The sequence below is a fragment of the Rheinheimera sp. F8 genome (assembly GCF_001518915.1).
The window spans coordinates 746,152-772,710 of record NZ_CP013656.1 but is presented as its reverse complement, the minus strand read 5'-3'; the positions used below and the strand labels follow the sequence as shown (position 1 = coordinate 772,710).

The following is a 26,559-nucleotide window of genomic DNA, read 5'->3' as shown; positions in this document are numbered from 1 at the left end:
TCCGTACTACTGAAAGCTGTTTTCGCAGCTAAATCTGCGGATTTCGGGCCAGATGCTGCTCGCGGAACAACGCCGGGGTGCAGCCATTGGCTTTTTTAAAAGCGGCGTAGAACGTCGACAGCGACTGAAAACCGGCCGCTTCGGCGATCGCTTCCAATGTCTGGCCCGGTTGCTCCAACAGCAGGCGCTGCGTTTCACTGACCCGCAACTGTGCGACATATTGTTTAAACGAGGTGCCGTTGTTGTCATTCAGCAGTTGTGACAGCCGCGCCTGCGGCAGACCCAAACGCCGCGCCACTCTGGAGAGCGTCAGGCCCGGATCAAGATAAAGCCGTTCCCGCGTCATCAGATCGGCCAGCGCCTGTAACTCAGTGGCCGCTTGCTCCGCCGGGATACGCCTGTCCTGATAAGGTTCAACCGGCGCCTGCCCTTGCCGCCAGGCCCAGGCGACAGCGCCACACAGATACAGCACAAAAGAAAATGACAAAGCCCCGACAATATAAGAGGTAAACCCTGAAGTGAAATAAGCCAGCCAGATCAGCCAGAGCCCGGCATGCACCGCCAGCAACAAACGCCGGGCAGTGCCGGCGGGTAAACGATGGCGCTGCTGCAGCAGCAATACGGCGCTGACCAGAAGGTAAGCAAGCCAGAGCCAGGTTCCGGTCTTGACGATCGGGCCATGCCAGATCGCGGCGTGGCCGGCATAAGGCCACAACAGATTCAGTGTCAGCGCCACGATCACCAGCACGCAGCCATGCGCCAGTTCAGTGCGGCCCAGCGTGGTGGTACTGGACAGGCTGGCACGGGTAAAGAAATACAAGGCGGGTCCAATCAACAAACAGGCGGTTAAACCGGCCTGCATCACGGCGGCCGGCGTGTCGGGCAGAAAATAAAACGCCACCGATTTGCCGGTGCGCACACTGACCATCAGGATCAGCACCGCCAGAGCACGTTGCGCCAGCGAGGTGTTGCCGGCAAACCACAGATACAGCGCTAACGCCAGGCCATTAAAAGCGCCGAGCGCTGAGAAAAAAAACAACAGGTGTTCGCTTAACATTGCCAATCCTTGCCCTGCAGCAGTCATGATAAAACTGTTGCCAAATCATCCGGTTATTCCGTCAAAGCTGCAACAGGTTTTAACTGTTTGATATCGCCCTCCACTGCATCCATTTGCGCAATGGTCAGCTCGCCATAAGGTGTCACATCAAAATGCCAGATCAGATTGCCGCTTTTCAGCAGTTGCACCGGCGACTGTGCTGCCTGATGTTGGCCGTCAAGCGCCATGCTCCAGATATAATCGTGTTTCGACCAGTCCGACTGCCAGTACAACCGGTTGTTGCGGATCCGGATATTCTGCATCTGATGGGATTGTTGTGGCTGCAATTGTTGCAACAACTGCAGTCGTGTTGCGGCAGTCAGATCACTGGCCGCGAGCTGGTACCAGCCTTGCTTTTGATGCACCAGCCAGCGATGCTGCTGCACGTCAAAGTATACATTCTGAGCGTGCAGCGCCTGTTGCTGCAGCACACGGCCCTGCAGGTTATATAGCCGTAAGGTGGTGCCATCAAAGGAAAACAAGCGCTCGTTGTCGACCCAACCCAGGTTCAGCAGAGCCGTTTGTGCCAGACTGGGAAATTGCAGCAAGGTATTTTTCCGGTCATACAACACAATATCCTGATCCCGGTTGGATGCCAGCATCGACAAGTCCGGCCGCCACTCGAGGAAATTCACGAAGTCATAACCCTGATATTGCGACAGCTGCGTGATGCGGCCCTGACTATGCAGATAGACCTCGCAGACGCCGCTGCGCCGCGACATAAAAGCGGTCTCGCCGAGGCGGTTACTGACCGGCAGATAATCAATGCTGGAGGTGGAGAAGATCGGCAGATTATCCTGGTCCCGGATATCCACCTGCCAGGCTTCGAGGCCGGTATACACAACACCACTGCGATCAATACCCAGACTGGTAAACAGCCCCTGCGCCGTGGTAAACACCGGGTAACGGCGGCCATCCGGCGCCAGCGCCTGTAACGATGTATGTTTGGCGTTGTCGTTGGTCACCATCACACCCTGACTGGGATCAAAAGCAATCAGCCAGACCGGGTATGGCCAGCGTAGTTTGACCTGACCGCTGATGTCGATCAGCAGGCTCTGATGCTGATCATCTTTCAGCAGATAAAATACTTCGCCCTGCCAGCCTTTCACGGCCGTGACCAGTTGCTGGCCCGGCTGCAACGACAGCGGGATCGGCACCCATTCGCGATTAGCGGTGCGGTACAAATAGGGCCGCCATTGGCGCCGCTGTTTATGCTGCTGCCGGACCACCAGCACCAGTTCCTCGGCACTTTGCCACACCGGCTTTTGTACCTGCTGACAGGCAATCGGTGTGGCGATATGGCTGACCGCACCGGTCGCCGACAGAATTTGTAACTCGCAGCTGTCCTCGCGAAAATGCCAGAACGCCAACAGTTTTTGCGTATCGTGCCAGGCCGGTTTGACGATACGTTCAGCAAACCGCTGCTGGTAACTGACCACACCATGTTTGTCGGTGATTTCGAGGCTGTACACATCTTTGATATACGCCAGTAAATCATCAATCGGGTGAGCATCAACATCAAACTCGGCGCCGAGCGCATAACTGACATCACTTACTTCATATACCGGTGGCGCCGCTGGTTTGTCATCGCCAAAAGATGCCACCGCGCGAAAACCGGCAATGCCCGCCAGCACCAACGCTACAGCCGCATAAATCTGCCAGCGCGGCAACAGGACAGACCGGCCCGCGGCCGGGGCAAATAAGTTGTTGCCTGGCGCTGCCGTCCTGTGCTGCACTGCAGCTTCTGCAGTCAGCTCTGCACTGACCACGGCGGCAATCAGACAATAACCTTTTTTCGGGACTGTTTTGATATAGAGAGGCTGCCGGCTGGCATCGTTCAGCAACTTTCTGAGTTTGGTCAGCAGCTGGTACAGACTGTTTTGCTCTACCACCAGATGTGGCCACAGGCTTTGCTGCAAGAACTCCTGAGTCAGCACCACACCAGGTTGCAGCAGAAACAGCCGCAATAATTCGGCGACTTTAGGTTCCAGCTTCGACTCAGTGCCGCTTGGCAGGTGCCGTAGCAGGTCCTGCGCCGGCTGAAATTCATAATCGCCAAACTGCCAGATGGTCAGGCCATCTGGTGCGGCGGGGGCTGTGCACGGAGCTGTCGCAGGGTCTGCCAACACAGAGTTGCTCTTCTTTTTGTGAAAATCCAAGCCGGGCATGCCCCGGCCAACAATGCGCTGAAATTGACCTGACACCGGCCAAAAGTCAATGCAACAAAGGCTTTACACAGCATTCTTCAGGAAAAATTCAGAAAAATAAGGCCGGCAAACTGCTGCAATGCGCATAGGTTTTTCTCTTATGCCGAGACGTTATGCACCATTTAATCAGTGATCCACCTTGTTCTGCCCCCGCCATGCGCGGACTGCGGTTGTCGTTTGTTATGGCGCTGCTGAGCCTGTCCGGTGCCAGTGTCGCCGACAGCGCGCCTGGCCAGTTGGTGGGCCCCGGCCAGGCCATGGTCATAGATGGCCGCTTTGACGAAGCGGCCTGGCAGCAGGCAGAGCAGTTCAATACCTTTTATCAGGTGGTGCCGGCAAGCCGCAGCGCGCATCAGGACAAAGCGCAGGTCCGTACTTTTGCCAATGCTGACGGTATTTATGTCGGTATCACTAATTTTCAGGCCAAAGGCGCGCGGCAGAAACAATACAACCTGCAGGACGCTTTTATGCAGGCTGACTTTAACAACATCATCGTCGATTTCGCCGGCGACGGCAGCGCCGCTTATTTGTTTTCGATGACACTCGGCGGCGGCATTCAGGATTCCGCCATGACACCGCAACTGACTATAGACGAAGACTGGGACGGCATCTGGCAGGTCGGCCACTTTGAAACTGATACCTACTGGACCAGCGAATTCTTTTTGCCCTGGAGTTCCGTCTCATTCCGCCATCGTGTGCAGGCCGACGGCCGCTCGCAGATTGGTGTGTCAGTGCAACTTTATGATTTAGCGAAAAATCATGTATATGGGACTCAGCCACAAAGCCTGTCACACAGCGATTTTTACCTCGGCATGCCAAAGCTGACGGTGGCGGTGCCGGCAACAGCACACTGGCAAATTTTGCCCTATCTGACCCTGCAACACGATGCGCTGGCCGGTCGCAGCAGCAGCAACGCCGGTTTTGATCTGATTTATAAACCGGCACCGCACCAGCAGCTCAGCCTGGCGGTGAACCCGGATTTTGGTCAGGTCGACAGTGACGAACTGGTGCTGAATTACAGCAGCGTCGAAACGCTCTACACCGACAAAAGACCTTTTTTCACTCAGGATCTCAGCCTGTTCAGCACCTTATCGCTGCAGGACAGCCTGATGATCCACACCCGGCGCATCGGTGCCGGCAGTGATGACGGCAGCAGCTTCATCACGCCGATTGATGCGGCAGTGCGTCTGACGCATCAGGGTGAAGCTTTTAACGTCGGCGCTTTTGCCGTGCAGGAAGACTCGCTGGATTCCGGTGCCGGTAAAGCCTTTTATGCCGCCCGCACCACCTGGCGTAACCAGCACTGGCAAAGTGGCCTGCTCGCCACCCGCACCGAACGTCCGGGTCTGCAACGTGAAGCCGACACCCTGACCTGGGACAGCCAGTACCAAAGCAGCACCTGGTCCTGGCAAACGGCGCTGTCACGCAGTGATATTCAGTACAGTGAATTGCAGCACAGTGACTTGCCGCAAGCCCGCGCCGGTCTGCTGTCGCAGCAGCGTCCTGACAGCCAGGGCATCGCGTTGCTGGCTGCCGGCAAATACCAGTTTACGCCGCGCTTTGACCTCGGCGTGGAACTGCTGCGCTTTGATGATAATTTTGATAACAATGACTTAGGCTACATGCAGCGCAATAACTGGCGTGATCTGGCACTGCTTGGCAGCTACGCCACCAGCCCCGAAATCAAGGGGATCAGCCGGCTGAAACACAAGCTCAGACTCAGTTATCAAAGCGACGATGACGGCTTAAAACTCGCGGCGAAACAGGACTATTTAATGACGCTGCTGCTCGACAACGGCGCCCAGACCGAACTGCAGCTGGTGTATCAGACGGGCGGCTGGCAGGACAATATCGGTTATCAGAGTGACGCTTTTCTGCTGCCGGCCAGCTGGAGCCAGCGCCTGCTGTATATCAGCCCTTATGTCGGCGAACTGACCTGGGCCGCAAGTCTGCAGCTCGATGAACAGGGCTTAAACGGCCTGGCGCGCCAGTTTGGCCTGGACCTGACCTGGTTGCCACACGCCAACTGGACGCTGAACTTCAACAATCTTTACCGCGAAGGCGACGGCTGGCTGATCGCTAATAAACTGAATCAAATCAGCAGCTACGACAGTGATTTGTTCAGCAGCAACTTCAAAATCGCCGGCCTGCTGACCGATCAGCTGGAATTTGGTCTGCATCTGCAATGGGCCGTGCTGGACGCGCGCAGCGAACAGATCTGGCAGATCCGCCAGCGTCAGTTACAAGCGGACCCTGCGGCGAACGACAGCAGTTTCGAAGATCGGCGCCTGACCGCACAGTTTAAACTGCGTTACAAACTCGGCGCTTATTCGGACATCTATCTGGTGTACAACCGCGGTGGTGAGTTGTTCACGCCCGGCCAGCCACAACAAGCCTGGCTGCCGGCCATCGCCGACTTATGGCAGTCGCCGGGCCAAAACCTGTGGACGGCAAAAGTGCGCTATGCGTTTTAAGCGGCGTTTTAAGCAAAGCTAAGGCGCGTCAGACTCAGCGCAGCGCGGCCGGTGCAGCTTCTTTTTGCAACCGGCCTTTGCGCCATTGCCAGCCGAGCCACCACAGTAGTAGCGGCAACAGGCCGGCAGCAAACAACAGCCACAAATATAAAGGCCCGCCGACCGCCGCCACATGCAGCGGATAAATCAGCTGGCTGAGCTGGCGACCAGGTGCCAGATCTGTCGCGCGCTGCAGCGACAACAAGCTGCCATCCGGTGCCAGCCGGATCACCGAGCGGCCGTTCGGATGCCATTCCTCTGACAGCTGAGCGCGGATTTGCACGGCATCGGCCGGGGATTTACGAAAACTGGCGAGGTGCAACTGCGCGTCTGGCAATGCCTGACGCGCATTGGTCAGCCACAGCGGCCAGTCGGCTTGTGCCAAAGCGACCGGCGCAAATACCGGTTCTGCTGTTGCCGTTGGCTCTGGCGGATCCTGCAGCAACCAGCTGAAAAATTGCTGGGTCTGCGTGTTGTAGGCCATCGCGGTGCCGGTGCTGATCACCAGCAGTAACAACGGCAGGCTCAGCACACCGCTAACATAATGCCATTGCCGGTCGCGTTGCCAATCAGGTAAAGCACGGGCCCGCAATGGGAGTTTCAGCATGCGCCAGCGCCGCGGCCATTGGGTTTTCAGCCCGGCGATAAGCAGTAATAAAGCGCCAAGCCCGACGATGCCGGTCAGCTGATGTTTCCAGGATTTGACGAACAGGTACAGATGCAGCTGATAACACCAGTCCAGCACATCACTGTAAGGCGCGCGGCTTAGTAACAGTTGCGGTGTTTCGGTAGCAGTGGCCGGCACAGACCAATATTCCAGTGTACCGTCGAGCCGCGACAACTCCAGCCAGGGCCGCTCGGCGTGTGGTAACCGGACAAAACCATATTGGCTTTGCTCCAGACGGTCCAGCACCCGCCCCTGCAACTGCGGGTCATCGACCAGGCTGATTTGCAACTGCGGATAGAGCCACTGCAGCAACGGATTTTTAAACAGCAGAATGCTGCCGGTCAGACAGACCAGCAGCAACACCATGCCGAGCCACAGCCCGAGCAGCCGATGCCAGAAGCGGCTACGCAGCAGATTCACCGGCAGCACCAGCTGCTTTTTCGCCACGGAAACAACGCAGGTTTAAAAACCATACTGCCAGCTCAGCTGTAACATGCGGCCGAGGCCGGCAAAATAAGTGCTGTTGGCCGGTGTGGTCTGGGCGTAATAAGTAATGTATTGCTTGTCGAGCAGGTTCTCGATGCCAAGCGTCCAGACGCCGTTAGCGCCCGTGTCAAACCGTACCGAGCCATCCAGCGTCTGATAGCCATCAAAGGATGTGCCGTCGTTAAAACTTAAATCAAAATAACGGCTGATCTGCAGGCGGCTGGAAATACCGTCGGTCCATTCCTGTAACCAATACAGGTTGACGCGCTCCGGCGCGATATTGACGCCGCCCAAGTCGCGGTCGGTGCGGCCGTCATTGTTGCTGTCGTATTGGCCATGGCTACGGGCATAGCTAAAACCCAGGCTGCCAGCACTGCTGTAGTTCCACTCGCCGTCCGCTTCAAAACCGGCAATTTCGGTTTTCTCGCGCATCACACTGTAGATGCCGTCTTTGTCGGCTTGCAGGCGTGAACCTAAGTCCGAATCCGAAGTGAAATAACTCAGCTGCAGGCGGTAGTCTTCTGCGCTGTATTCCAGTCCCAACTCGGCGTTGTCAGATACCACCGGCTGCAGGTTCAGGAACTGCGCCACCGATTGGTTCGGTTTGTTAATGGCGCGCAGCACGCGGCCAACGTCCGGCATACCAAAACCTTCGTTGTAGCTGGCGTACAGCCGCAGTTCCGGCGTCAGCTGATGCACCACACCAAAGTTATGCAGCAACTCGTTAAAGCTCGGCTCGCCGCCTTTGACAAACGAACTTTTACTGGAATAAAGCGTGGTGAAATCATCCACTTGCAGCTGACCGTATTCATAACGGGCACCGGCGCTGAAAATCCAGCCGGCCAGGCCGTCGTAACGCAGCTGGGCAAAAGGTGCATAGTTGGTAAATTCGGTTTCCGGCACCCAATTGCGGCCGGTCATCACCAGTTCCTGATAGGTCAGGTCCTGCAACCAGTCGAGGCCGGTACTTAAATCAAAGTCGGTGCCGAGCAAGTCAGTACCAAACCAGGTGGCACGCGCGCCGACTTTTTCCGACACGTTCTGCGACTGGTCAAACAGATTGGCGCCGTATTTCGGGTCCTGGAAAGTGGCCGCACTGCTGCCGCCAAACATCGAACTGAAATCCTGCGCAAACAACTGCAGGCTGAGGCTGCCGCCCCACACTTGCTGATGCTGATAATCCAGCGACGCCGACGTCACTTTATTCTGCGCGCCATAACCCGGCGTTTTGCCCGGTACAGAGGTGGTCGGAATGCCGTCGGCCGGTTTGCCGTCGACCGGTTTGTAGTCGTTGTTGCCTTCAAGATCAAAGTGATTGACCATCAGCTGCATGCTTTGCACCTCGCTGAATTGCCATTTGGTCTTTAAAAACAGGTCGATACTGGCCGAATCCATCGTATCGCCCTGGGTGGTGTCGACACCAATAGGTGTACCGTTGCCATCCAGATACAGGCCGGTTTTGTTATATGCGATACCGCTGACCAGCGATACCTCGTCAAATTGTTTAGAAAACAAATAGCTGCCGCGATAACTCTGAGTATCAGCACCACCGGTGGTCGGCACTGAACCGGCCAGTTTTAACTGATGGCTTTGTTCGCCCGGCGTTTTGGTGATGATATTAATAATACCGCCGCTGGCGCCCATACCCTGAATGGCGTTGGCGCCGCGGATGATTTCAATGCGCTCAATCATCGCCGGATCAATGGTATTGCCGTCGCGTGAGCCGTTACGCAGTGGCGTCGATTGCGGTACACCGTCAATCATATACAGCGGCTCACGGCCACGCAGCGTCTCGCCGTTGGCGGTCAGTTTCTGCCGGCTCGGTGAAAAGGCCGGGATTAAATTACCGAGAATTTGTGATAAGTCCTGCGTCACCGCCAGTTGCGCTTTTAACTGCTCCTGCTCAATCACTGTGATAGTAGCTGGCACAGTGCTGACCGGATAAGCGGCCCGGATCGAAGACACCTGAATGCGCTCAATTTCCGCAGGTGTCTCAGCAGAAGCCCATTGCCCACACAAGCCTGCGCTTGTCAGCGCCAGTAACAGTTTTGCCAGTTTCATCACAATTCTCAGCGTTAATAAAAATCGTTCGCATTTATATAGATGAGAACTGCTTTAGTCAATATGGATATAGCGGAATAGCTGCCGGATGCGTTGTGTGCCGTTTTGTTATCGCTGCATACAAAGGCGGGTCTTGTGCTGCCAATGTTTTACCGCCAAGCCAGACCAGAAAAGACAAGTCACTTGAGTTTTCCTCAAGCTGATTTCCCGATTATTCATTTTTCTTCATGTCAGCGCCGGCGTATAAATGCAACAACAGTAGCATCCAGACGTTTAGCCATCCATAACCGATAAGCAACAGGTGAAGGACACAAAGGCGGGTTTGATTGCTGCACAGTTTTTACGCGGGTTTTGGCGCAGGCCATCGGGAGGCAAATCAACATGGAACACGCATTCACATTTTCGATTAAACGCATTGGTTTTGATGAGCATTATCATCCGGCCGACAGCACAAGGCTGACCACCAACTTTGCCAATCTGGCGCGTGGCGCCGAGCGCCAGCAGAATCTGCGTAATACGCTGGCGATGATTAACCAGCGCTTTAATTCGCTGGCGCATTGGGACAACCCGGCCGCCGACCGTTACACAGTCGAGCTGGAAATTATTTCCGTCGATATCAATATCGCCGGCGCCGCCAGCACCTTTCCGTCGATTGAAGTGCTGAAAACAAGCATTGTTGACCATCAGAGCGGTGAGCGGATCGATGGTCTGGTTGGCAATAACTTCTCGTCTTACCTGCGGGATTATGATTTCAGCGTGTTGCTGCCGGCACACAATAAAAACCAGCCGCAATTTAGCATTCCGGCCGATTTTGGCGACCTGCACGGCCACTTGTTCAAGCATTTTGTCAGCTCACCGGCCTATCAGCAGCACTTCCACAAATTGCCGGTGATTTGCCTGAGTGTATCGGATAACAAAATCTATCAGCGCTCGGCCAATCAGCATCCGGTGCTTGGGGTTGAATACCTGCCGAATGAATCTTCATTAACTGAGCAGTACTTTAAAAAAATGGGGCTGAATGTGCGGTATTTCATGCCGCACAACAGCGTCGCGCCGCTGGCGTTTTATTTCTTCGGTGATTTGCTGAATGACTACAGCAATCTGGAACTGATTGCGACCATCAGCACGATGGAAACCTTTCAGAAAATTTACCGGCCGGAAATTTATAACGCCCATGCCGTGGCCGGGCTGCGTTATCAGCCGAATTTAACCAGTCAGGCACATTCGCTTACCCGGATTGTGTATGACCGCGAAGAGCGCAGCCGACTCGCCGTGCAACAAGGTCAATTTGCCGAAGAGCATTTTATTAAGCCTTATCAGCAAGTGCTGGCGCAGTGGTCTGCCAGTTTCAGCCAATAAAACGCAATTCACGGCATGAATTTAATACGGAATTTGATATGAAAAAATTACTCCCCACCTCCACTGCCGGCAGTCTGCCAAAACCCAGCTGGCTGGCCGAACCTGAAACCCTGTGGTCACCATGGAAACTCGAAGGCGCCACCCTTGCCGACGGCAAACAGGATGCGCTGCGTTTGGCGCTGCACGAACAACAACAAGCCGGCATTGATATCGTCAGCGACGGCGAGCAAAGCCGGCAGCATTTTGTCACGACTTTTATTGAGCATTTAGCCGGCGTGGATTTCGAACAGCGCCAGACCGTGCGCATCCGCGATCGCTACGACGCCAGCGTACCGACTGTGGTAGGCCCGGTGTCCCGCGTGAAACCAGTATTTGTCGAAGATGCGAAGTTTTTGCGCAGCCAAACCAAACAACCAATTAAATGGGCACTACCGGGCCCGATGACAATGATCGACACTTTGTATGACGCGCATTATCAAAGCCGCAAAGAACTGGCGTTTGAATTTGCCAAAATCCTCAATGCAGAAGCGCATGAGCTGGCCGCCGCCGGCGTCGATATCATCCAGTTTGATGAACCGGCTTTTAATGTGTTTTTTGACGAAGTGAATGACTGGGGCATCGCCGCATTAGAGCGCGCCATCGAAGGGCTACCGTGCCAGACCGCCGTGCATATCTGTTATGGCTACGGCATCAAAGCCAACACCGACTGGAAAAAAACTTTAGGCAGCGAGTGGCGCCAATACGAAGCGATTTTCCCCAAACTGCAGCAATCAAGCATCGACATCGTGTCGCTGGAATGCCACAACTCGCGCGTGCCACTGGAGCTGCTGGCGCTGCTGCGCGGGAAAAAAGTCATGGTCGGCGCTATTGATGTGGCAAACCATGCCATTGAAACGCCAGAAGAAGTTGCCGCGACGCTGCGCCAGGCATTGCAATATATTGACGCCGATAAGCTGTACCCTTGCACCAACTGCGGCATGGCACCGCTGCCGCGCGACGTGGCCCGGGGCAAGTTACAGGCGTTGCAGGCGGGAGCAGAGTTGGTGCGGCGGGAGTTGCTGGGAGCCGCTGAATAGCCAGCTAGTAGTCATAGCGGCGGTGACTACCAACCACCGCCCGACTGGCTGGTCTTTTTGATCACCAGGCTGGTGTCGGCACTATCCTGCTCAGCCGGCGCCAGACCATGTTTGCGGTCTTTGGCTTTTTCAAATGCCGCGTTCATTTGTTTCACCACCGGGTCGTTCGGATTATTTAATTCGCCATTTCGCAGTTTTTCGGCGTGGATTTTTTTCTGCAACTTCGCGCCCGCCACGACATAAGACGCAGCATCCACCACTTCATTGCCAGTATCGAGAGTGACCGCAGTGTGCTTGCCAACTTTATGAATGGTACAGGCGCTGAAACAAAGCAGACTTAATAACAGGGGGAGCAACCTCAGGCAGTAGCGGAAAGATGTTTTCATGGTATGTCCATAATGTAAAAAAAATGCAGATTACCGCTTGAAAATGAATCTTATCTGAACTGGCTGCGGGCGATAGATACAGGCGCAGAATAGCGAAAACCGGTGCACGGATGCTGGAACAGGTATTACCGGATGTGGTCAGTTCAAGGCGTGAAGCGCGTGACAGGCCTGGTGAAGCTGCTTGCACGCCGCCGCTAAAAAGTATTTTATATAAAAGGTGTCCTCTGCAGTGATTGCTGCCGGGGTTTTGGCGGAAAACCGCTGTTAGCAGCTTTCGATTTGCCGGGGCTTTGGGGGCGTTATGAAACCAGATTGCAACATGATCAGCTGGCTATGCCACCGCTGACAGTCGCTGACGACCAGCCAACAGGCCATTGGGTTGGTGGTGCAGCCATGTGGCCCGGCGTTGGTTTGTTTATCGGTCGTGCCGGCGACAACCAGGAACATCATCACTGGGCCCATCAATTGGTTATCGGTCTGGACGGGGAAGTTGAGTTGAGTGTTGGGCCGCTATCAAGGCGGGCTCCCGCACTGTTCGTGCCTGCAGGCGCCTCTCACCGGCTGACGCCGGCCGAAGTCCTGATGGTGTTTCTTGATCCGACCACTGCGATGTCTCGGGCTTTATGTCAGCGCGTGATCGGCGCTGCCGCCGCAGACTGCAGCGATGACGCAAATCCTATCCGTATTCTGCCAGCCGATTTGGCAGAACTATTCCGCGTCTGCCTGGTTGGCACTGTTGATCTTGCAACAGCTGCCGAACAGATCCGCGCCGGGCTGATACCCAATTGCAAAGGGCCCGACGAGCGCATCAACAAAGTTCTGACTGCCATTATGCCAGGCACAGACCTGAGTCAACGCCTGAACCGGCGTCAACTGGCCGATCTGGCCGGTTTATCGGAAACACGTTTTTCGCATTGGTTTAAAGAAGCGACCGGGATGCCGCTGCGCAGTTACCGCAAATGGCTGAATCTGGTGCATGGGCTCGAACATGCATTACGTGGGCAAAACCTGACAACAGCAGCCCACCAGGCTGAGTTCGCTGACCAGGCGCATTTTTCGCGGACCTTCACCCAAATGTTCGGCGTCAATGCCCGGGATGTCATCGCTCAGGTCAGGCTGCTCCCCACTACCACGCAGCATCAACCATCCACCCCAGGTGAGTTGCGGGCGCTGTCCGGCATGTCATTCTTTGATGGCCGGTCATGATGAGCAGGCTCTAGAGCACCATATAGTTTAATAAGCGAACAGCAGAGCAGCCTGTAATTGCCTCAGGCAAGGCGACACGGCGAAGGAATAGTGGTGCTCTTTCGAGCTGTGGCAACGCCGCATGAGGCAATTACAGGCGCTCCCGGACGGGCGATAGCAGAATGGCCGCATGCGGCGTTAAATTTTCTCGCTTTAGAACCACTAAAGCTTCAAAAATCTGCCTTGCCTGCAGCCATTCTGCATTTCGCTGCTGCCGCTTTTTTAAACTATATGGTGCTCTAGCTCTTTCGTTCAATTGGATGCCACAGCATTATCAGACACTGTCAGCCCAGCGGTCCGCCCCGCCATTCAGCTGATGCAAAATCAGCTTAAGTCCCGTAAGGAGTTGCAATGTATTCTGTTGTTCAGCAAGTTAAACACCTGACGCGCCAGCTGAAAGCTGCCCCGGCCGCATTCGCGCCCGCACTGCTGCTTTGCGCCTGGTCTCCATTCAGTGCTGCGGCCACTGAGACACAAACCGATTGGCAAGCTGCCGCCAGACAGGATTTAGCTTTTGCTGCCCAGACGATTCAGCGCCAGCATATTGGTTATGTCGCCGGCCATCCGAATGTCGTGATCCCTTATCAGGATGGCCTGGCATTGGCAGAATCGACATTGCAGCGCGTCAAGACCCAACAGGATTATCGGCGGCTGCTGTCCCGTTTTGTCCAGGGCTTTGGCGATCCGCATCTTGGCATTGATTTACAGCTGCAGACCACCGGCTGGAGCGGGCTGGTGATCAGCAAAGTCAAAGATCAGTATCAGGTGGTCTGGTCTGAGCCAGACTGGCCGACCCCATTACCAGCCATCGGCGCAGTGCTGCACAGCTGTGATGGCGTCTGGATCGGCAGTTATCTGAAAAATGTGGTCGCCCCTTTTAGTGCGCATGCTGCTGAATACGCGCAGTCAGCACGGGTGCATGCGCAAAGTCTGATGTTTGAGCGCGGTCTGAATACAGTGCCCAAAGTGTGTGAATTCAGCGACAATTCGCCGCAAAGACGCCGCTATTCCCTGACGTTGCAGCCAGTGCCGGCCAAGGTGAGTCAAACCAGGATCAGTGAAGTACGGCAACAATTCCAGGCACGCGCCAAAGCGGTAGATGTACACGCCTTATCGCCAAACCGCTATTGGGTTGGCATGCCCAGTTTTGAGGTGCAGGATGAAGGTAAAGCCTATCGGGCTATGTACCAAAAACTGGCGGGTTTAAAGCAGGCCGAATTGATTGTGTTTGATCTGCGTGGCAACGGCGGTGGCGCCTCCAGTTGGGGCACCGAAGCGATTGCAGCGCTGTTTGGTCAGGACTATGCAGCTCAGGTTGAGCAATATGGTGGCAGCGCAAAATCGATGATCGCCGACCAGCCAACTATTCAGCTGTTGCGGGACTACGCTGCCAATCCGGCTTTTGCCAGTTTCAAAGCTGAAATGAACGCAGCAGCGGACAAACTGACGCAAGCACAACAAGCGGGCGAAAAAACCGGCCTGGTCAGCGGCAGTAATAACCTGTCTCTGCCAGCAACCACCGCCACTCAACCAGCCGGCCCCAGACTGGCGGCCCTGATCGATCACCATTGCTTCAGCTCCTGTATGAACTTTTTACAACAACTCAAAGCGATCCCGGACACTGTGGTGCTGGGGGAAAGCACGCTGGGTTATTCGCCTTATGGCGAAATCATGCCGGTTGCGCTGCCAGGCGGCAGAGCCACGTTGTATGTACCCACCGCATTTTTCACGGTGAAAGAAGCGGCGCGCGAACCTTTTGTGCCTGATCATGCCTATCCGGGAGATCTGCGTGACGATGCCGCCATTGGCAAATGGATTGATCAGGTGATTCCCCGCAGTCGATAAGACTGCGGGATAGGAGTTTGTCTGTGATGAAAATAGCTAAATTGCCGCGCTGGTGGCGGATCTGCCCGCTGCCTGGCTTGATATTTACCGGTGCAGTCAGCGCTGCCTGTGACCCTGCATTGCAGCATTCGCGTGTCCCAACGCCGACTGGATTCTACTTGTGTGCAGCAAACGGTTTATTTGACCAGCAGTACCAGCCAATCCTGACGAAAGACATCGCAAAACTGGAAAAAAATGCATTTGATTATGGCCAATACGATTATCAGGGAGAAATCGAGCTCACTGGCATTATCAGCAAATTCGAATACGAAGCTTATGGCGTGATTATCCTGTTTACAGCAGCGAACGACGATGCCAAAAAAGGCACTCCAGCAGAAACCCGGCTGGAGGAATACACCAGGCAGCGGACTTTCGAGTTTCACGATGCAGAAAAGATTGACCCTGCCACACTAACCCCCGTGTTTAATGACCATGGCTGGTGTGCGACAGCCACTGTGCAGGTGAGCAAGCTCAGGATCGACGTACAGGATACTGACGGCATTTTTGGCCCGATCATGACTGAGTATAAAATTCTGCAACAAGGCCCGTTTCAGAAATGTCCGGCGCCGAAGCCGATGTCGCAATAAATCTGCCCAATTTTTTACCGCTTTAACGATAAAACCCTACCCCATGCTTGCCTTGGCATCCGCCCGGATATCGTGCTGATCAATGCAAATTTATTGTTGACTTAGAGCATGCTCGAAGTCGTTACCCTGCACCTGCTCTTTAGTGCACCAAAGCGCTGCAGCTTGGCTGGTATGAACCCCAGCCAATCTGCGCGGTGCTGTGGTTGCAAAAAACCAATGCACGATGCGACCTGAATCAGCACTTTCGTTCAATGGTGAAAACACAAATTACCGGATACTGGCGCTGATAAAACAGAGCTGAGGCCCGACCGCGCCCGGGAAAAGGAAAAAATGCGATGAGCCAAAAACTGGAAGTCGAATACTGGTCCGACATTTTGTGTCGCGCCGCCGACGCTGGCATCAAAGTCAGTCCGACCTGCAGTTTTAACGCAGGTCGCCAATGCCTGAGCGGCAATGTGGGTTACCGCATTATTGCGGCAAACATCCGTGAATTAACTGAACCAGCGGCGTTGTTGCAAGCATGGTGCTGATTGCGCAACACCATCAACGAGTGAACAGCCCGATTTATCAACACTAGCCATTATCAACAGAAGGAAATTTTATGAATATGCGTTTCGCCCGGCCGTTGTTTGCCGCGGCAATCGTTTTACTGAGCACAACAGCACAGGCCACCATCATTCCGGTTGCTAACTTCAACCTGAGCAGCGGTTTGTTGCAGTCTGGCCAGACGGCATTACATGCCGTGGATCCACAGGGCAAAAGTAAGTTTGTCACCGACACCGTGTTTGGGAAGCAGCAACAGGTTTACCGCTTTGACAGCAGTTCAACCAACCCGACACAACAAGCCGGCTTGCAACTGGATACGCGCAATCTGGTGACCGATGCATATACAGTCGACATGGTATTTAAATTTGACCGCTTGACGTCAGGCTATCAACGGCTGTTTGACGTCAGTGCGCGCAACAGTGATACCGGGGCTTATGCCAGAGACGGTTTGATCCGTATCTATGGCACTGCGTCCGCATCGAACACCAGACTGAACGCGAACGAATACAGCCGCCTGACGCTGACGAACTCTGGGAACGGCTTGGTCAAAGCTTACCTGAACGGCGCCTGGTTATACGACGCAAAAAGCAACGCACTGGATTTTGATACCTTCACCGACGTCAATCCGAAAAACCTGATGTCATTCTTTTTAGATGATGGCAATGAATGGACCGCCGGCCAGGTGGCATCTATCCGGCTGTACGACACGGTGTTGAGCGCGAATGATGTCACGGCCATTGGCAACAGCACACCTGTGACACCGACCACCGCGATTCCGGCACCAGCGCCGGCGATGCTGATGTTAGGCGCATCGCTGCTGTTGCTGCGCCGGCGCGCCCGCTGATTGACGGATTGACGTAACCTGCTAAAACCTGACAAAGGATCCGCATGCTGAGGATCCTTTGTTTTTTGCGCAAAACCTCTGGCAATACTACGGTTTGCACCAACCCAAAATGAGTATCTATCGATGAAAATCGCTGATGTCAGCCAGCAAACTGGCCTGAGTACTTACACCATTCGTTATTATGAAAAACAAGGCCTGGTGGCCAAAGCGAACAAAGACAGCAGTGGCCATCGCAGTTATTCAGGCAAAGATGTCGACCTGCTGAACTGGGTGTCCTGTCTGAAAAAATCTGGTATGTCACTGAATAAAATCAGGGTTTACAGTCTGGCCTACCAACAGGGTGACCAGGCACAAGCGCGGCTTATTTTGCAGCAACACCTGCAAAAGCTGTTGCTGCAGCAACAGGACATCGTCCATCACATCACCGTCACCGAAGCCAAAATTCGCCAGTTAGGTGCTTGACTTAGCGCATGCTCGAAGTTGTTAGCATCAGCCGCATCTGACGATTCGCTAACAACAGGAGAGTAAAATGAAAGTACAGGTTGCTATAGTGCAGGCTTTTGTCGAACAGGGGAAAGGCGGCAATCCGGCCGGTGTGGTGTTACAGGCCGATCCGCTGAGTCAGGCGCAAAAACAAGCCGTGGCCAAAGCCGTTGGTTATTCTGAAACCGCCTTTGTGTCCACATCCGGCGTGGCGGATTTTAAAGTGGAATTCTTCACCCCAACCTGCCAAATCGCCCATTGTGGCCATGCCACCATCGCGACATTTAATCTGCTGCAGGCACAAGGGCTCATTTCGAACCCGCATAGCAGCAAAGAAACCATCGACGGTATCCGCAGCGTCACGTTGCGGCATGACCAGGCCTTTATGCAACAGCTGGCCCCCGTCTACCAACCAATCGAAGAGTGGCAGCCGCAAATTTTACAGGCGTTGGGGCTGCAAAACGCCGATCTCAGTGCCAGCCCGCTGCTGGCCGATACCGGCAACGCTTTTGTGTTGGTTGGGGTCACAGATAAAACCCGGCTTAGCGCGATCACCCCAGATTTAGCATTGGTAGATCAGATTTCGCAGCAACTGGATTTAATCGGTTTTTATGTTTTCAGTACCGATACTTATCTGCCCGGGCGCGCCGCAACCACCCGGATGTTTGCTCCCAGATATGGTATCAGTGAAGAAGCCGCTACCGGCATGGCCGCCGGACCACTCGCCTGCTATCTGCATGATTTTATGCAGCACAAGCAAAAAACACTGCTGATTGAACAAGGTTATGCCATGACAACACCATCACCCAGCCTGCTGCAGGTTGAGCTGACGGTACAAAATGACCAGATCATCAATCTGGAAGCCGGCGGTCGCGCGGCGATCAGTCATTGGCTCGAAGTTGAAGTGGCTGACTAGAAGTGGCCGACTAAGTGGCTGGCGCTGCATTTTGCTGCAGGCTTGGTTGCCCGCAGAGCGGGTGGCACTCGGTTTTGCGGCAGCTAGGTGCGGCAGCTACAGTTAGCGCAACGCTGACTGAATCGAAGTCCGCAATGAAAACCGGGTGCCAACCACAGGTGTCTGCATGCAAAAACGTGATTTTTTACGCTTACTGAGTGTGTTGCTGCTGGCGAGCGGCCCTGCCCTGGCAAGGCCGCTGTTGGGGGAAAGGTCAGGAGCAGCCGGGGCGGCCGGCAAAAAACGGATTTTGGTGATTGGCGCCGGTTTGTCTGGTCTTGCCGCCGCCCGTGAATTAAGCCGCCATGGCCATGATGTGACCATTCTGGAAGCACGTGACCGGATTGGCGGGCGGCTTTGGACCAGCCAACAGTGGCCGGATTTACCGGTCGATTTAGGCGCCAGTTGGATCCACGGCGTCGACGGCAATCCGTTAAGCAAGCTGGCAGATGAGATCAACGCCACACGGCTGGAAACCAGCTACGAGCGCAGTGTGGTCTATCACAGCAACGGCCAGCCACTCAGCGCTGCCGATGAAAAACGGCTGGATGCGCTGAAGCAACAGGTTGAACAACTGCTACAGCAGGCGCAGCAGCAACAAGAAAAGGACAGCTCAGTGCGCGCGGCGCTCTCAGCACTAAGTTCAGGACAGCTCACTGCAACGCTGACCGGGCAAGAGACCGACTGGCTCAACTTTATTCTGTCCGGCACGCTGGAACAGGAATTCGCCGGCAGCGCCGACCAGCTTTCAGCCTTCTGGCATGACAGCGGCAAAGTTTTTGCCGGCGAAGACGTGTTGTTTGCTAAGGGTTATCAGCTGATCAGCAATTATCTGGCGGCGGGCCTGCAGATCAAACTCTCGGAAGTGGTGCAGGCCATTGATTGGAGCGCTGCTGGCGTACAAGTGATCACCTCGAAACAACGCTGGCAGGCCGACCAGGTGCTGGTCACAGTGCCGCTTGGCGTGCTGAAGAACAACCAACTGCAATTTAACCCGCCATTACCGCCGGCCAAAAAAACCGCCATCCGCAGCCTGGGCATGGGCGTGCTGAATAAATGTTATCTGCGCTTTGACCGCGCCTTCTGGCCAGACGACGTCGACTGGCTGGAATACATATCCCCGCGCCACGGCGAATGGACCGAATGGGTCAGCCTGCTGCGCACAACCGGCAAGCCGGTATTACTTGGCTTTAACGCCGCCGAGCAGGGCACAGCTATCGAAGCACTGACCGACCCGCAGATCGTCGACAGCGCCATGGCCACGCTGCGCACTATCTTCGGCAACCAAATCCCGGCGCCACAGAGTTATCAAATCACCCGCTGGGCTTCAGATCCGTTCAGTTACGGTTCCTATTCATTTCTGCCGGTCGGCGCAACCCCGGCAATGCGCCAGCACCTCGCCGCACCACTTGGCCAGCAAGTCTTTTTCGCCGGCGAAGCCACCCACCCCGACTATGCCGGCACCGCGCACGGCGCTTATTTATCGGGTTTGGCAGTGGCGAAACTGATGATGGGATAAGGGGTGTATGCAGCGAGCGGCGTTTCTCAAATATCGACAACAAGAGGGCGCGTTGTTACATTAAGATGAAGCTTAAGGCCCAATAGTTCGCCTCGAAGTTATGGAGAATGCAGCAAATGGAATTGAACCTCACGTCACTACCCGAGCACAATACCCGAGTGCTGTTGATTGACCTGGAAAACTACCCAAGTCAAATCAACGAACTCCCCAAAGTGCTGGCACAGTATCATTTAGTAGTGATTTGTTATGCCCAGTCCAACGCCCGGATCCCGATTGACTGGCTGATGCCGTTAAACGAAACCATCAACAAGGCGCAGCTAAAGATTTTCCGCATGACCAGCAATGGCAAAAACGCGGCGGATTTTGGCATCAGTTTTTATGCCGGAATGCTGATGTCGCAACTGCCGCCAGATGCGCACTTTGTCATTATGTCGGATGATCAAGACCTGGACCACGTCGTCAATTTGCTGAAAAATCAACAACGTAGTGCTGAACGCTTGGGCATGCGTAAAGACGAGCCCAAACCAGCCAAACTCACTCCACCAGCAGAACCCGCAGTTCAAACGGCAGAGCTGGCAAAAACAAATGGCAAAGACCCATTAACGCTACTGATTAAACTGTACTGTGCGCACCTCATCACTTACAAAAAGAACAGGCCTGCCAAGAAAACCACATTACTGAACAGCATCAGCAACAAGCTCGGCGATGAAAAACACAGGTCTGAGGCCTTGTTTCAGGCTTTGGTAAAACTGCAGGCATTGCAAATACAAGACACAAAAGTGCAGTATTTTGATAAACGGATTGTCGAGCTGACGCATTAAGCTCCCAGCGGTGAAGTGATATTAACACCAAAACACTTGTAGCTTTTTTGCTCGTGTTTTAACTTAAATTTATCAACCGCTCGACCTATTCGCCGGGGGACCGTTTTGTTAGACATGGCAGAACTGCAGGAAAAAGCAGCCAATGGTCGTACTGAACCCTGGTTATGTCGGTTATCCGATAACCAACTGTATTATGTCAAAGGTGCCCAGGCTGGCCTAAAGGTCTGATTAATGAGGCTGTTTGTGCGTTTCTGGCCAAAGCCTTCGGCTTTAACCTTCCTGACCACCAATTCGCCTGGCTACCGCCACAACTGATGAGATACCACCCAGCGGCGCTAAAGACTCTGGGTCCCGGCGACAATGTCGTATTTGCATCAAAACAAGTGCGATATTTGCAGGAGCTGACCCCATCTTTACAGCAACAAATGCCCAATCAGTTTGCTAAGGACTTGTTTTAATTTGATTACTGGATAAAAAACGAAGACCGCACCCTGGATGTCAGGGGTGGCAACCCTAATTTGTTCTACGCCGCTGCCACAGCTGAATTTGTGGTGTTGGACCATAATCTGGCATTTGATCAGGCTTACAATTTTCAGCAAAACGCACGGCTCCACCTTGCTTATCAACATTGGTTTACTGATCAGCAAGATGATCTTTGGCGTGATTATTACAGCCCAAGGCTCGAGATTGCACTGAACGGGCTGGCACAGTATGCTGCAAGTCTGCCGGCGGATTGGCTTGCCGCTGAACCAACGTACTTAGCGCACATCTTCGCCACGTTGGAACTGTTTAAAACAGATGGTTTTTGGGAGGCTCTGGTATGAAAACCTTATATCAGTACGCAATAGTCCGGTTTTTACCGCATGCCGAAACGGGCGAGTTCGCCAATATCGGCATCGTGCTGTGCGCACCGGAACAGGGCCATGTTGAATTCCGTCTCGCCCCCAGCCGTTTTGCCCGGGTCACTGATTTTTTTCAGGACGTCAAAGGCAATTTATACAAAACCGCCATCCAGACCGTACAACAAGAACTGAAACGGGTGCAGGAATATGCCGCCGGCCGCCCCGCTGCTGAAGTCGCCGCATTACTGCAAGAAGTGGTGCGGCCGCGTGAAAGCCTGCTGCGTTATTCAGAACTGCGTACCATGTTAGTGGACAAAAAGCCGGCAGCAGTGGCAGATCAACTGTTTGAGCAGTTGATCCACCGGACTTTTCTGACCGAAGAGTATCAGGAGCAACTGATGACCCGCGCCATCAAAGCGCAACTAAAAGCAGAAAAAATGCAGCATTTTAAAGAGCGCAAACTAGCTGACCGTTTTGATGAAATTACCTTTCCACTGGTTGCCCAAACCAACGACTTTTTCGTAATCCGCCCTTTAGCCTTTGGCCAAAAAACCGCCATCAAAGTACTGGACCACGCCAACAGCTGGCTGGGCCGCCTGACGCGTTACACCGACCAGGAAATTCTGAAAAAGCACAATATCCTGCTGCCTTTACAAGGCCCGGATACAACAGCACCGATCAAGCTGCGTGATGCCTTTGCCGAAGTGCAGCATAATTTTGCCAGTGCCGGTTTACCTACTATTGCTTACCAGGACCAAACAGCTATCAGCGCTTTTGCCCGCCAAAGCTTAGCGAGCGATGGGTTTGTTTTGCGGCACTGAGCTGGCAGACTTAAATGTCACCTGAGCGAATTGATGCATTGGGGTATAGCCGACAGACCCTGCCACCATGTTCGCACATCATCCGTAGGGTGCTGCTGAGCGAAGCGATGCGCACCGGGAGTCGCACTCCGATATCGCATACCATCTCGCTGCGCTCACAAAAACCAAGACCTAACTTTCGTCCCCAAAAAAATGACTTGTCAGCCAGCAGCGGCTGTTTTAATTTGGATAAATTATGACAAGGACAGCCGCCAACCGGGCGGGCCCGCAAGTCAATCAGGAGGACATGGATGGTTCAGACTGCAACGGCAGCCACTGCCGCGCCGGAAAACCCCACTGCTATTTTTGACACGGCCATTTCTGATGCGGAGCGGCTGCTTGAGCTATTCGACAAACTATCCAAACCCGACCAACAAGCCAATGAAGTGCTAAAACGCGCAGCGCTGGTGATGACATTAACTGCCTGGGAAACCTTTATTGAAAGCTGGCTCAGAGCACAGGTATGTCAAAAGCTGGCGGCGCTCAAAGGCAGTTTTGCCGGCGACTATATCCAGAAGAAATTCACCGACGCCATCAATCGGCTACATAACCCTGACGCCACCAAAGTGCGACAACTGAGTCTGGAGTTTTTGCAGTTTGATGTCACCGACCAGTGGCAGTGGAACAACTTCGATAAACAGATGGTTTGTACTCAACTGAACAAATATCAGGCCTTGCGCGGAGAAGTGGTGCATCAGGGGCGGTCGAGTCACGACCCGAAAAATCCGCATTTGGTAAAACGCGATGAGCTGGATAAAGCGATTCGGTTTTTTCGGGAATTGGTGAAAGTGACAGTCGGATAGTCGTCGGTTTTCCGACGCTGGGCATAGAGCACGAATGAAACGACGGCTTATCAGACGCAATAAAAATCAGCAGTCCGTTTTGCTGCACACATACGGCACGCCAGTAAAACCTGCCGATTTCCGTGCCGATGGCCCCTGGCCTGAAACAACCGCCCACACCCGACAGCTCTGTAAAAGAAAACGCTGAGCAGCGAAACGGAAGCGTCACAATCGGACATCAGCCAAAATACAGAAATTTCTTCAAATTGAAGCAAAATAATAGTGCTGAGTTTTATTGCAATAACAGACAACTGTTCAAAATAAGAGTGCAGGTCGAACACATAGTAAATGTGTATGGCCAATAGTAAACAAGGGGCACGGGGCAAGACCTGATCCGAGGCATCTTATGTGTAGAAAGCATCTTTCTGGCAAAGTAAGGAAGTTCAATGACTGAAAAAGAAATGCTAGAGCATTTTGACTACATAGATGGTATGCAAAAAGCTCAAATGCTTGTTATTCGCCTGTTAGTTAAGCAAAACCCAAAAATTGCAGAGCAACTTAGAGGCTATCTTCTCAACGCTGATGCTAATGGCTGGCATGACAACCTAAATCAGATTCAACGTGAAGCAATGGAAAATTATATTGCCGATCTTACTTAGCCAAAATGTCATACATAACAAGGTGCTATTGTCATCGCTTGCGCAGCAGGGACGACCGCGCTCAAGCCGGCCCAAAGCTAACAGTTATATGCGTGTCTAGCTCCGTTTCGAAAGGAATAATTTATGTCACAAGTTCCTAGTATTAGAAAACTAATTATTAAAAATTTTGGATGTATAGGCAGTACGCCCGTAGAACTGGATATTGATAAGATCGTTGTTTTAGTTGGCCCAAACAATGCTGGAAAAAGTACAATTCTAAGAGCTTATGAGGCTGTTACTGATTTTATTAAATTAACAGAAGATGATTTCCATAACAAACAAGTTGCAGTTGATAATTATCCAGAAATAGAAGTTCATTCAATATCGACTGATGAAAATAAACCAGGTGAAGAATGGTGTCTTGATCAAGGTAATGGAACATTTCTGGTTAGAGAAAAGTGGACGTGGCTTGGTACAAATAGAGAGCCAGAAAGAGTTGGTTTCAATGTCAATTTAGATCGATGGGCTAAAGGCACTGATAAAGAAAAAATGCCTTGGGGTCCAAATAATGTAGCAAAAGCACGAAGACCAAAACCTCATAGAGTAAACACATTTGATGATCCTGAAGTTCAATCAAAAGCAATCACATCACTTCTAAAAAGTTTGCTAGAAGAGAGTATTCATAGCATCAAAGAAAATGATGATGATGAAAAATCTAAATATGAAATTTTAGTTGAAAGCCTTAAGACTCTGCGTGATTCATCCAAAGTTACTCAACAAGAAAATATTCAGAGCCTTGAACGTAATGCAAATCAAATTATTAGTAAGATATTTCCAAGCCATGAGTTAAAAATATCGGCCCCAGAAAGTTCGGCTCCAATAAAAATAGATCTACTTGGCAATGAGTTTTCAATTGAAATGGGTCCTGTTGGTGGACTAAGTTTTCCATTAGAAAAACAAGGAAGTGGTAGTAGAAGAACTGCATTATGGACTATTTTAAAATTGCTTGCAGATAGAGGTATTCGTGCTCGAAATGCGGGAGCTAAAGCACAATCCTATCATGAGCCAGTGGGTCCAAATACAGCACATGTTATACTACTGGATGAGCCTGAAGTGAGCCTTCACCCTTCGGCAACCGAAATCGCACGAGACGTACTTTATTCGTTGCCAGATAATGATAATTGGCAAATTATGGTAACAACTCACTCACCCAGCTTCATTGACTTAACAAAAGATCATACAACTATTATTCGGGTTGAAAAGAACCAAGATGAACAGATTAAAACAACAACATTATTCAAACCTGAATCAGCCCAGCTTGATGATGATGACAAAGAGAATTTAAAACTTATTAATTTATTTGATTCTCATATTTCAGAAGCATTTTTTGGTGGAAAAGTCATTGTTGTTGAAGGTGACACCGAATATTCAGCATTTAATTACATTAAAAATAATGAACATAAAAATGGCAACAACTCCTACCATGATTTAAGTATCATTAGAGCTCGAGGGAAAGTCACTGTTGCTTCCATGATGAAAGTTTTGAATCACTTCGAGAAAAAATACTTTGTCCTTCATGACTCTGATGTGCCTGAATGTGAATCAAAGAGAAAAAATAAAGGACTAAGCACTGAGAGCTCTATCGTTTATGATAAGTTCATGATGGCTAATCCTGCTTGGGCTAATAATGAAAAAATTTATGCTCAGTATTCAGAACGAGCAAAAGTAGTCGCTTCTGTCATTAATTTTGAAGATGCATATTTTGACGAAACCATTGGAAGTGACAAACCTGAAAACTGTATAAATCACATCAAGACTGATCCTATCATGTATAATAAAATTAAATCGTTACTTGATAGCATCATTGGTATAGACGATATCCCACTACCCGAAGGTGCTGTTATGTGGCCAACTATAGACGACTTATATAATGCGGTACAAATCCGTTTGTCATCAGTTAAAATCAATGATCAAGCATAAAAATATAACAAAAAATTGAAACTGGACGGCACTGCGTACCGCTATTTAAGTAAATAGTTGATTGTCCGCAACTCGTTCAAACCAACCATTCGAAGTTTCAAACAAAGGCAGCCAATGCTGCTTTTGTTTTACTTTAAACGGGATATTTACCCCTCCGCCCTTCGCTGCTCTCAGGGCGTTTAGTCGGCAAAGCGCAACATTAGTTGCGCTTCGAAACCCCGACTTCACCCGTCAAAAACGTCCGATAAGAACTATTGCCGCTGACCAGCTGATACGGATAACCCAAAGCCTCTAAATGCCCTTCAATCTCGGCAGGTTCGCCAATCTCAAAGCCTGCCAATACATCACCGGTGGCGGCGCCGTGGTTGCGGTAGTGGAATAAGGTGATGTTCCATTTCTCGCCGAGGGTGTTGAGGAAGTTCATCAGCGCGCCGGGGTATTCCGGGAAGTTGAGGACTTGTTCGTTGACCAGGCGCGGTGGCATGCCGCCGACCATGTGGCGGACGTGCAGTTTGGCCAGTTCGTCACCGGACAAATCTTGGAACTGATCACAGGTGGTGGTCAGCAGTTGCGCCATTTATGCCGTATTCGAGGTTTGTAACTCAAAACTTGGCTTTGTAAGTGAGATCGGCAATTTCTAAGTCAAAATCTGCTTTTGTAAGTAGATTGGTGTTCTTGTAAGTGTTTACACGGTGAATGACATAGGCCGTGTGAACGAAGTG

22 protein-coding genes and 1 pseudogene are annotated in these 26,559 nt (G+C 52.4%); 17 read left to right on the top strand and 6 right to left on the bottom strand.

Going from position 1 to position 26,559, the window contains the following annotated elements:
- Window positions 1-28: 28 nt before the first annotated feature.
- Both ATY27_RS03480 and ATY27_RS03475 read right to left on the bottom strand, forming a co-directional pair.
- Window positions 29-1,057 (bottom strand): helix-turn-helix domain-containing protein, encoded by a 1,029-nt coding sequence (locus ATY27_RS03480; RefSeq protein ID WP_208932773.1) that lies wholly within the window; start codon window positions 1,055-1,057, stop codon window positions 29-31.
- Window positions 1,058-1,110: 53 nt separating this feature from the next.
- Window positions 1,111-3,225, bottom strand: a complete 2,115-nt coding sequence (locus tag ATY27_RS03475) for a winged helix-turn-helix domain-containing protein (protein WP_208932772.1) — start codon at window positions 3,223-3,225, stop codon at window positions 1,111-1,113.
- Window positions 3,226-3,473: 248 nt separating this feature from the next.
- Between ATY27_RS03475 and ATY27_RS03470 the strand changes: the two genes are divergently transcribed.
- A complete protein-coding gene (locus ATY27_RS03470) occupies window positions 3,474-5,777 on the top strand; it encodes a DUF5916 domain-containing protein (RefSeq protein WP_208932771.1) in 2,304 nt (767 codons plus the stop codon).
- A 34-nt stretch (window positions 5,778-5,811) separates the two neighbouring features.
- On the opposite strand, the gene ATY27_RS03465 is transcribed toward ATY27_RS03470, so the two are convergent.
- Complete coding sequence (locus ATY27_RS03465; protein ID WP_208932770.1) at window positions 5,812-6,930, bottom strand: PepSY-associated TM helix domain-containing protein; 1,119 nt, start codon at window positions 6,928-6,930, stop codon at window positions 5,812-5,814.
- Window positions 6,931-6,945: 15 nt separating this feature from the next.
- On the bottom strand, window positions 6,946-9,030 hold the full coding sequence (locus tag ATY27_RS03460) for a TonB-dependent receptor (protein WP_208932769.1): 2,085 nt from the start codon (window positions 9,028-9,030) through the stop codon (window positions 6,946-6,948).
- Window positions 9,031-9,411: 381 nt separating this feature from the next.
- Here ATY27_RS03460 and ATY27_RS03455 point away from each other — a divergent pair, with 381 nt between their 5' ends.
- Window positions 9,412-10,389: a DUF1852 domain-containing protein gene (locus ATY27_RS03455; RefSeq protein WP_208932768.1), complete on the top strand. Its 978-nt coding sequence runs from the start codon at window positions 9,412-9,414 to the stop codon at window positions 10,387-10,389.
- 38 nt (window positions 10,390-10,427) lie between these two features.
- Window positions 10,428-11,465, top strand: coding sequence for a methionine synthase (locus ATY27_RS03450; RefSeq protein WP_208932767.1), 1,038 nt, complete (start codon window positions 10,428-10,430; stop codon window positions 11,463-11,465).
- 26 nt (window positions 11,466-11,491) lie between these two features.
- On the opposite strand, the gene ATY27_RS03445 is transcribed toward ATY27_RS03450, so the two are convergent.
- Window positions 11,492-11,851 carry a hypothetical protein gene (locus ATY27_RS03445; protein ID WP_208932766.1) on the bottom strand — a complete coding sequence of 120 codons (360 nt, stop codon included), beginning with the start codon at window positions 11,849-11,851 and terminating at the stop codon, window positions 11,492-11,494.
- Window positions 11,852-12,184: 333 nt separating this feature from the next.
- Here ATY27_RS03445 and ATY27_RS03440 point away from each other — a divergent pair, with 333 nt between their 5' ends.
- The 14 genes and pseudogenes from ATY27_RS03440 (at window position 12,185) to ATY27_RS03375 (ending at window position 25,837) form a co-directional block, all read left to right on the top strand.
- The gene (locus ATY27_RS03440; RefSeq protein WP_208932765.1) at window positions 12,185-13,057 is read left to right on the top strand and encodes an AraC family transcriptional regulator; all 873 of its coding nucleotides are present in this window, start codon (window positions 12,185-12,187) and stop codon (window positions 13,055-13,057) included.
- A 390-nt stretch (window positions 13,058-13,447) separates the two neighbouring features.
- Window positions 13,448-14,941, top strand: coding sequence for a S41 family peptidase (locus tag ATY27_RS03435; protein ID WP_208932764.1), 1,494 nt, complete (start codon window positions 13,448-13,450; stop codon window positions 14,939-14,941).
- A 26-nt stretch (window positions 14,942-14,967) separates the two neighbouring features.
- Window positions 14,968-15,567, top strand: a complete 600-nt coding sequence (locus tag ATY27_RS03430; protein ID WP_208932763.1) for a hypothetical protein — start codon at window positions 14,968-14,970, stop codon at window positions 15,565-15,567.
- 335 nt (window positions 15,568-15,902) lie between these two features.
- Window positions 15,903-16,097 (top strand): hypothetical protein, encoded by a 195-nt coding sequence (locus ATY27_RS03425; RefSeq protein WP_208932762.1) that lies wholly within the window; start codon window positions 15,903-15,905, stop codon window positions 16,095-16,097.
- Between the two features lie 71 nt (window positions 16,098-16,168).
- Complete coding sequence (locus tag ATY27_RS03420; RefSeq protein WP_208932761.1) at window positions 16,169-16,957, top strand: LamG-like jellyroll fold domain-containing protein; 789 nt, start codon at window positions 16,169-16,171, stop codon at window positions 16,955-16,957.
- 123 nt (window positions 16,958-17,080) lie between these two features.
- Window positions 17,081-17,419, top strand: coding sequence for a MerR family transcriptional regulator (locus tag ATY27_RS03415; RefSeq protein WP_208932760.1), 339 nt, complete (start codon window positions 17,081-17,083; stop codon window positions 17,417-17,419).
- Window positions 17,420-17,486: 67 nt separating this feature from the next.
- Complete coding sequence (locus ATY27_RS03410; protein ID WP_208932759.1) at window positions 17,487-18,356, top strand: PhzF family phenazine biosynthesis isomerase; 870 nt, start codon at window positions 17,487-17,489, stop codon at window positions 18,354-18,356.
- 166 nt (window positions 18,357-18,522) lie between these two features.
- Window positions 18,523-19,914 (top strand): FAD-dependent oxidoreductase, encoded by a 1,392-nt coding sequence (locus ATY27_RS03405; RefSeq protein WP_208932758.1) that lies wholly within the window; start codon window positions 18,523-18,525, stop codon window positions 19,912-19,914.
- A 116-nt stretch (window positions 19,915-20,030) separates the two neighbouring features.
- Entirely contained in the window at window positions 20,031-20,735 is a 705-nt protein-coding gene (locus ATY27_RS03400; protein WP_208932757.1) for a PIN domain-containing protein, read from the top strand.
- A 114-nt stretch (window positions 20,736-20,849) separates the two neighbouring features.
- A pseudogene (locus ATY27_RS20050) lies at window positions 20,850-21,559 on the top strand (HipA family kinase).
- The gene (locus ATY27_RS03390; protein ID WP_208932755.1) at window positions 21,556-22,398 is read left to right on the top strand and encodes a DUF3037 domain-containing protein; all 843 of its coding nucleotides are present in this window, start codon (window positions 21,556-21,558) and stop codon (window positions 22,396-22,398) included. The pseudogene ATY27_RS20050 and the gene ATY27_RS03390 overlap by 4 nt, the downstream one beginning before the upstream one ends.
- 290 nt (window positions 22,399-22,688) lie before the next feature.
- Entirely contained in the window at window positions 22,689-23,240 is a 552-nt protein-coding gene (locus tag ATY27_RS03385) for a HEPN domain-containing protein (protein WP_208932754.1), read from the top strand.
- Window positions 23,241-23,665: 425 nt separating this feature from the next.
- Complete coding sequence (locus tag ATY27_RS03380) at window positions 23,666-23,878, top strand: hypothetical protein (RefSeq protein WP_208932753.1); 213 nt, start codon at window positions 23,666-23,668, stop codon at window positions 23,876-23,878.
- Between the two features lie 123 nt (window positions 23,879-24,001).
- Window positions 24,002-25,837 (top strand): AAA family ATPase, encoded by a 1,836-nt coding sequence (locus ATY27_RS03375; protein ID WP_208932752.1) that lies wholly within the window; start codon window positions 24,002-24,004, stop codon window positions 25,835-25,837.
- 199 nt (window positions 25,838-26,036) lie between these two features.
- Here the strand turns inward: ATY27_RS03375 and ATY27_RS03370 are convergent, their stop codons facing one another.
- Window positions 26,037-26,414, bottom strand: coding sequence for a hypothetical protein (locus tag ATY27_RS03370; protein ID WP_347876418.1), 378 nt, complete (start codon window positions 26,412-26,414; stop codon window positions 26,037-26,039).
- Window positions 26,415-26,559: the final 145 nt, after the last annotated feature.

What these genes read in the sequence shown, in the direction of transcription:
- ATY27_RS03405 (WP_208932758.1), top strand. Translation starts at nt 18,523, where the DNA reads ATGCAAAAACGTGATTTTTTACGCTTACTGAGTGTGTTGCTGCTGGCG.
- ATY27_RS03415 (WP_208932760.1), top strand. Translation starts at nt 17,081, where the DNA reads ATGAAAATCGCTGATGTCAGCCAGCAAACTGGCCTGAGTACTTACACC.
- ATY27_RS03425 (WP_208932762.1), top strand. Translation starts at nt 15,903, where the DNA reads ATGAGCCAAAAACTGGAAGTCGAATACTGGTCCGACATTTTGTGTCGC.
- ATY27_RS03370 (WP_347876418.1), bottom strand. Translation starts at nt 26,414, where the DNA reads ATGGCGCAACTGCTGACCACCACCTGTGATCAGTTCCAAGATTTGTCC.
- ATY27_RS03435 (WP_208932764.1), top strand. Translation starts at nt 13,448, where the DNA reads ATGTATTCTGTTGTTCAGCAAGTTAAACACCTGACGCGCCAGCTGAAA.
- ATY27_RS03375 (WP_208932752.1), top strand. Translation starts at nt 24,002, where the DNA reads ATGTCACAAGTTCCTAGTATTAGAAAACTAATTATTAAAAATTTTGGA.
- ATY27_RS03380 (WP_208932753.1), top strand. Translation starts at nt 23,666, where the DNA reads ATGACTGAAAAAGAAATGCTAGAGCATTTTGACTACATAGATGGTATG.
- ATY27_RS03390 (WP_208932755.1), top strand. Translation starts at nt 21,556, where the DNA reads ATGAAAACCTTATATCAGTACGCAATAGTCCGGTTTTTACCGCATGCC.
- ATY27_RS03455 (WP_208932768.1), top strand. Translation starts at nt 9,412, where the DNA reads ATGGAACACGCATTCACATTTTCGATTAAACGCATTGGTTTTGATGAG.
- ATY27_RS03460 (WP_208932769.1), bottom strand. Translation starts at nt 9,030, where the DNA reads ATGAAACTGGCAAAACTGTTACTGGCGCTGACAAGCGCAGGCTTGTGT.
- ATY27_RS03445 (WP_208932766.1), bottom strand. Translation starts at nt 11,851, where the DNA reads ATGAAAACATCTTTCCGCTACTGCCTGAGGTTGCTCCCCCTGTTATTA.
- ATY27_RS03400 (WP_208932757.1), top strand. Translation starts at nt 20,031, where the DNA reads ATGGAATTGAACCTCACGTCACTACCCGAGCACAATACCCGAGTGCTG.
- ATY27_RS03480 (WP_208932773.1), bottom strand. Translation starts at nt 1,057, where the DNA reads ATGTTAAGCGAACACCTGTTGTTTTTTTTCTCAGCGCTCGGCGCTTTT.
- ATY27_RS03430 (WP_208932763.1), top strand. Translation starts at nt 14,968, where the DNA reads ATGAAAATAGCTAAATTGCCGCGCTGGTGGCGGATCTGCCCGCTGCCT.
- ATY27_RS03385 (WP_208932754.1), top strand. Translation starts at nt 22,689, where the DNA reads ATGGTTCAGACTGCAACGGCAGCCACTGCCGCGCCGGAAAACCCCACT.
- ATY27_RS03410 (WP_208932759.1), top strand. Translation starts at nt 17,487, where the DNA reads ATGAAAGTACAGGTTGCTATAGTGCAGGCTTTTGTCGAACAGGGGAAA.
- ATY27_RS03440 (WP_208932765.1), top strand. Translation starts at nt 12,185, where the DNA reads ATGCCACCGCTGACAGTCGCTGACGACCAGCCAACAGGCCATTGGGTT.
- ATY27_RS03420 (WP_208932761.1), top strand. Translation starts at nt 16,169, where the DNA reads ATGAATATGCGTTTCGCCCGGCCGTTGTTTGCCGCGGCAATCGTTTTA.
- ATY27_RS03450 (WP_208932767.1), top strand. Translation starts at nt 10,428, where the DNA reads ATGAAAAAATTACTCCCCACCTCCACTGCCGGCAGTCTGCCAAAACCC.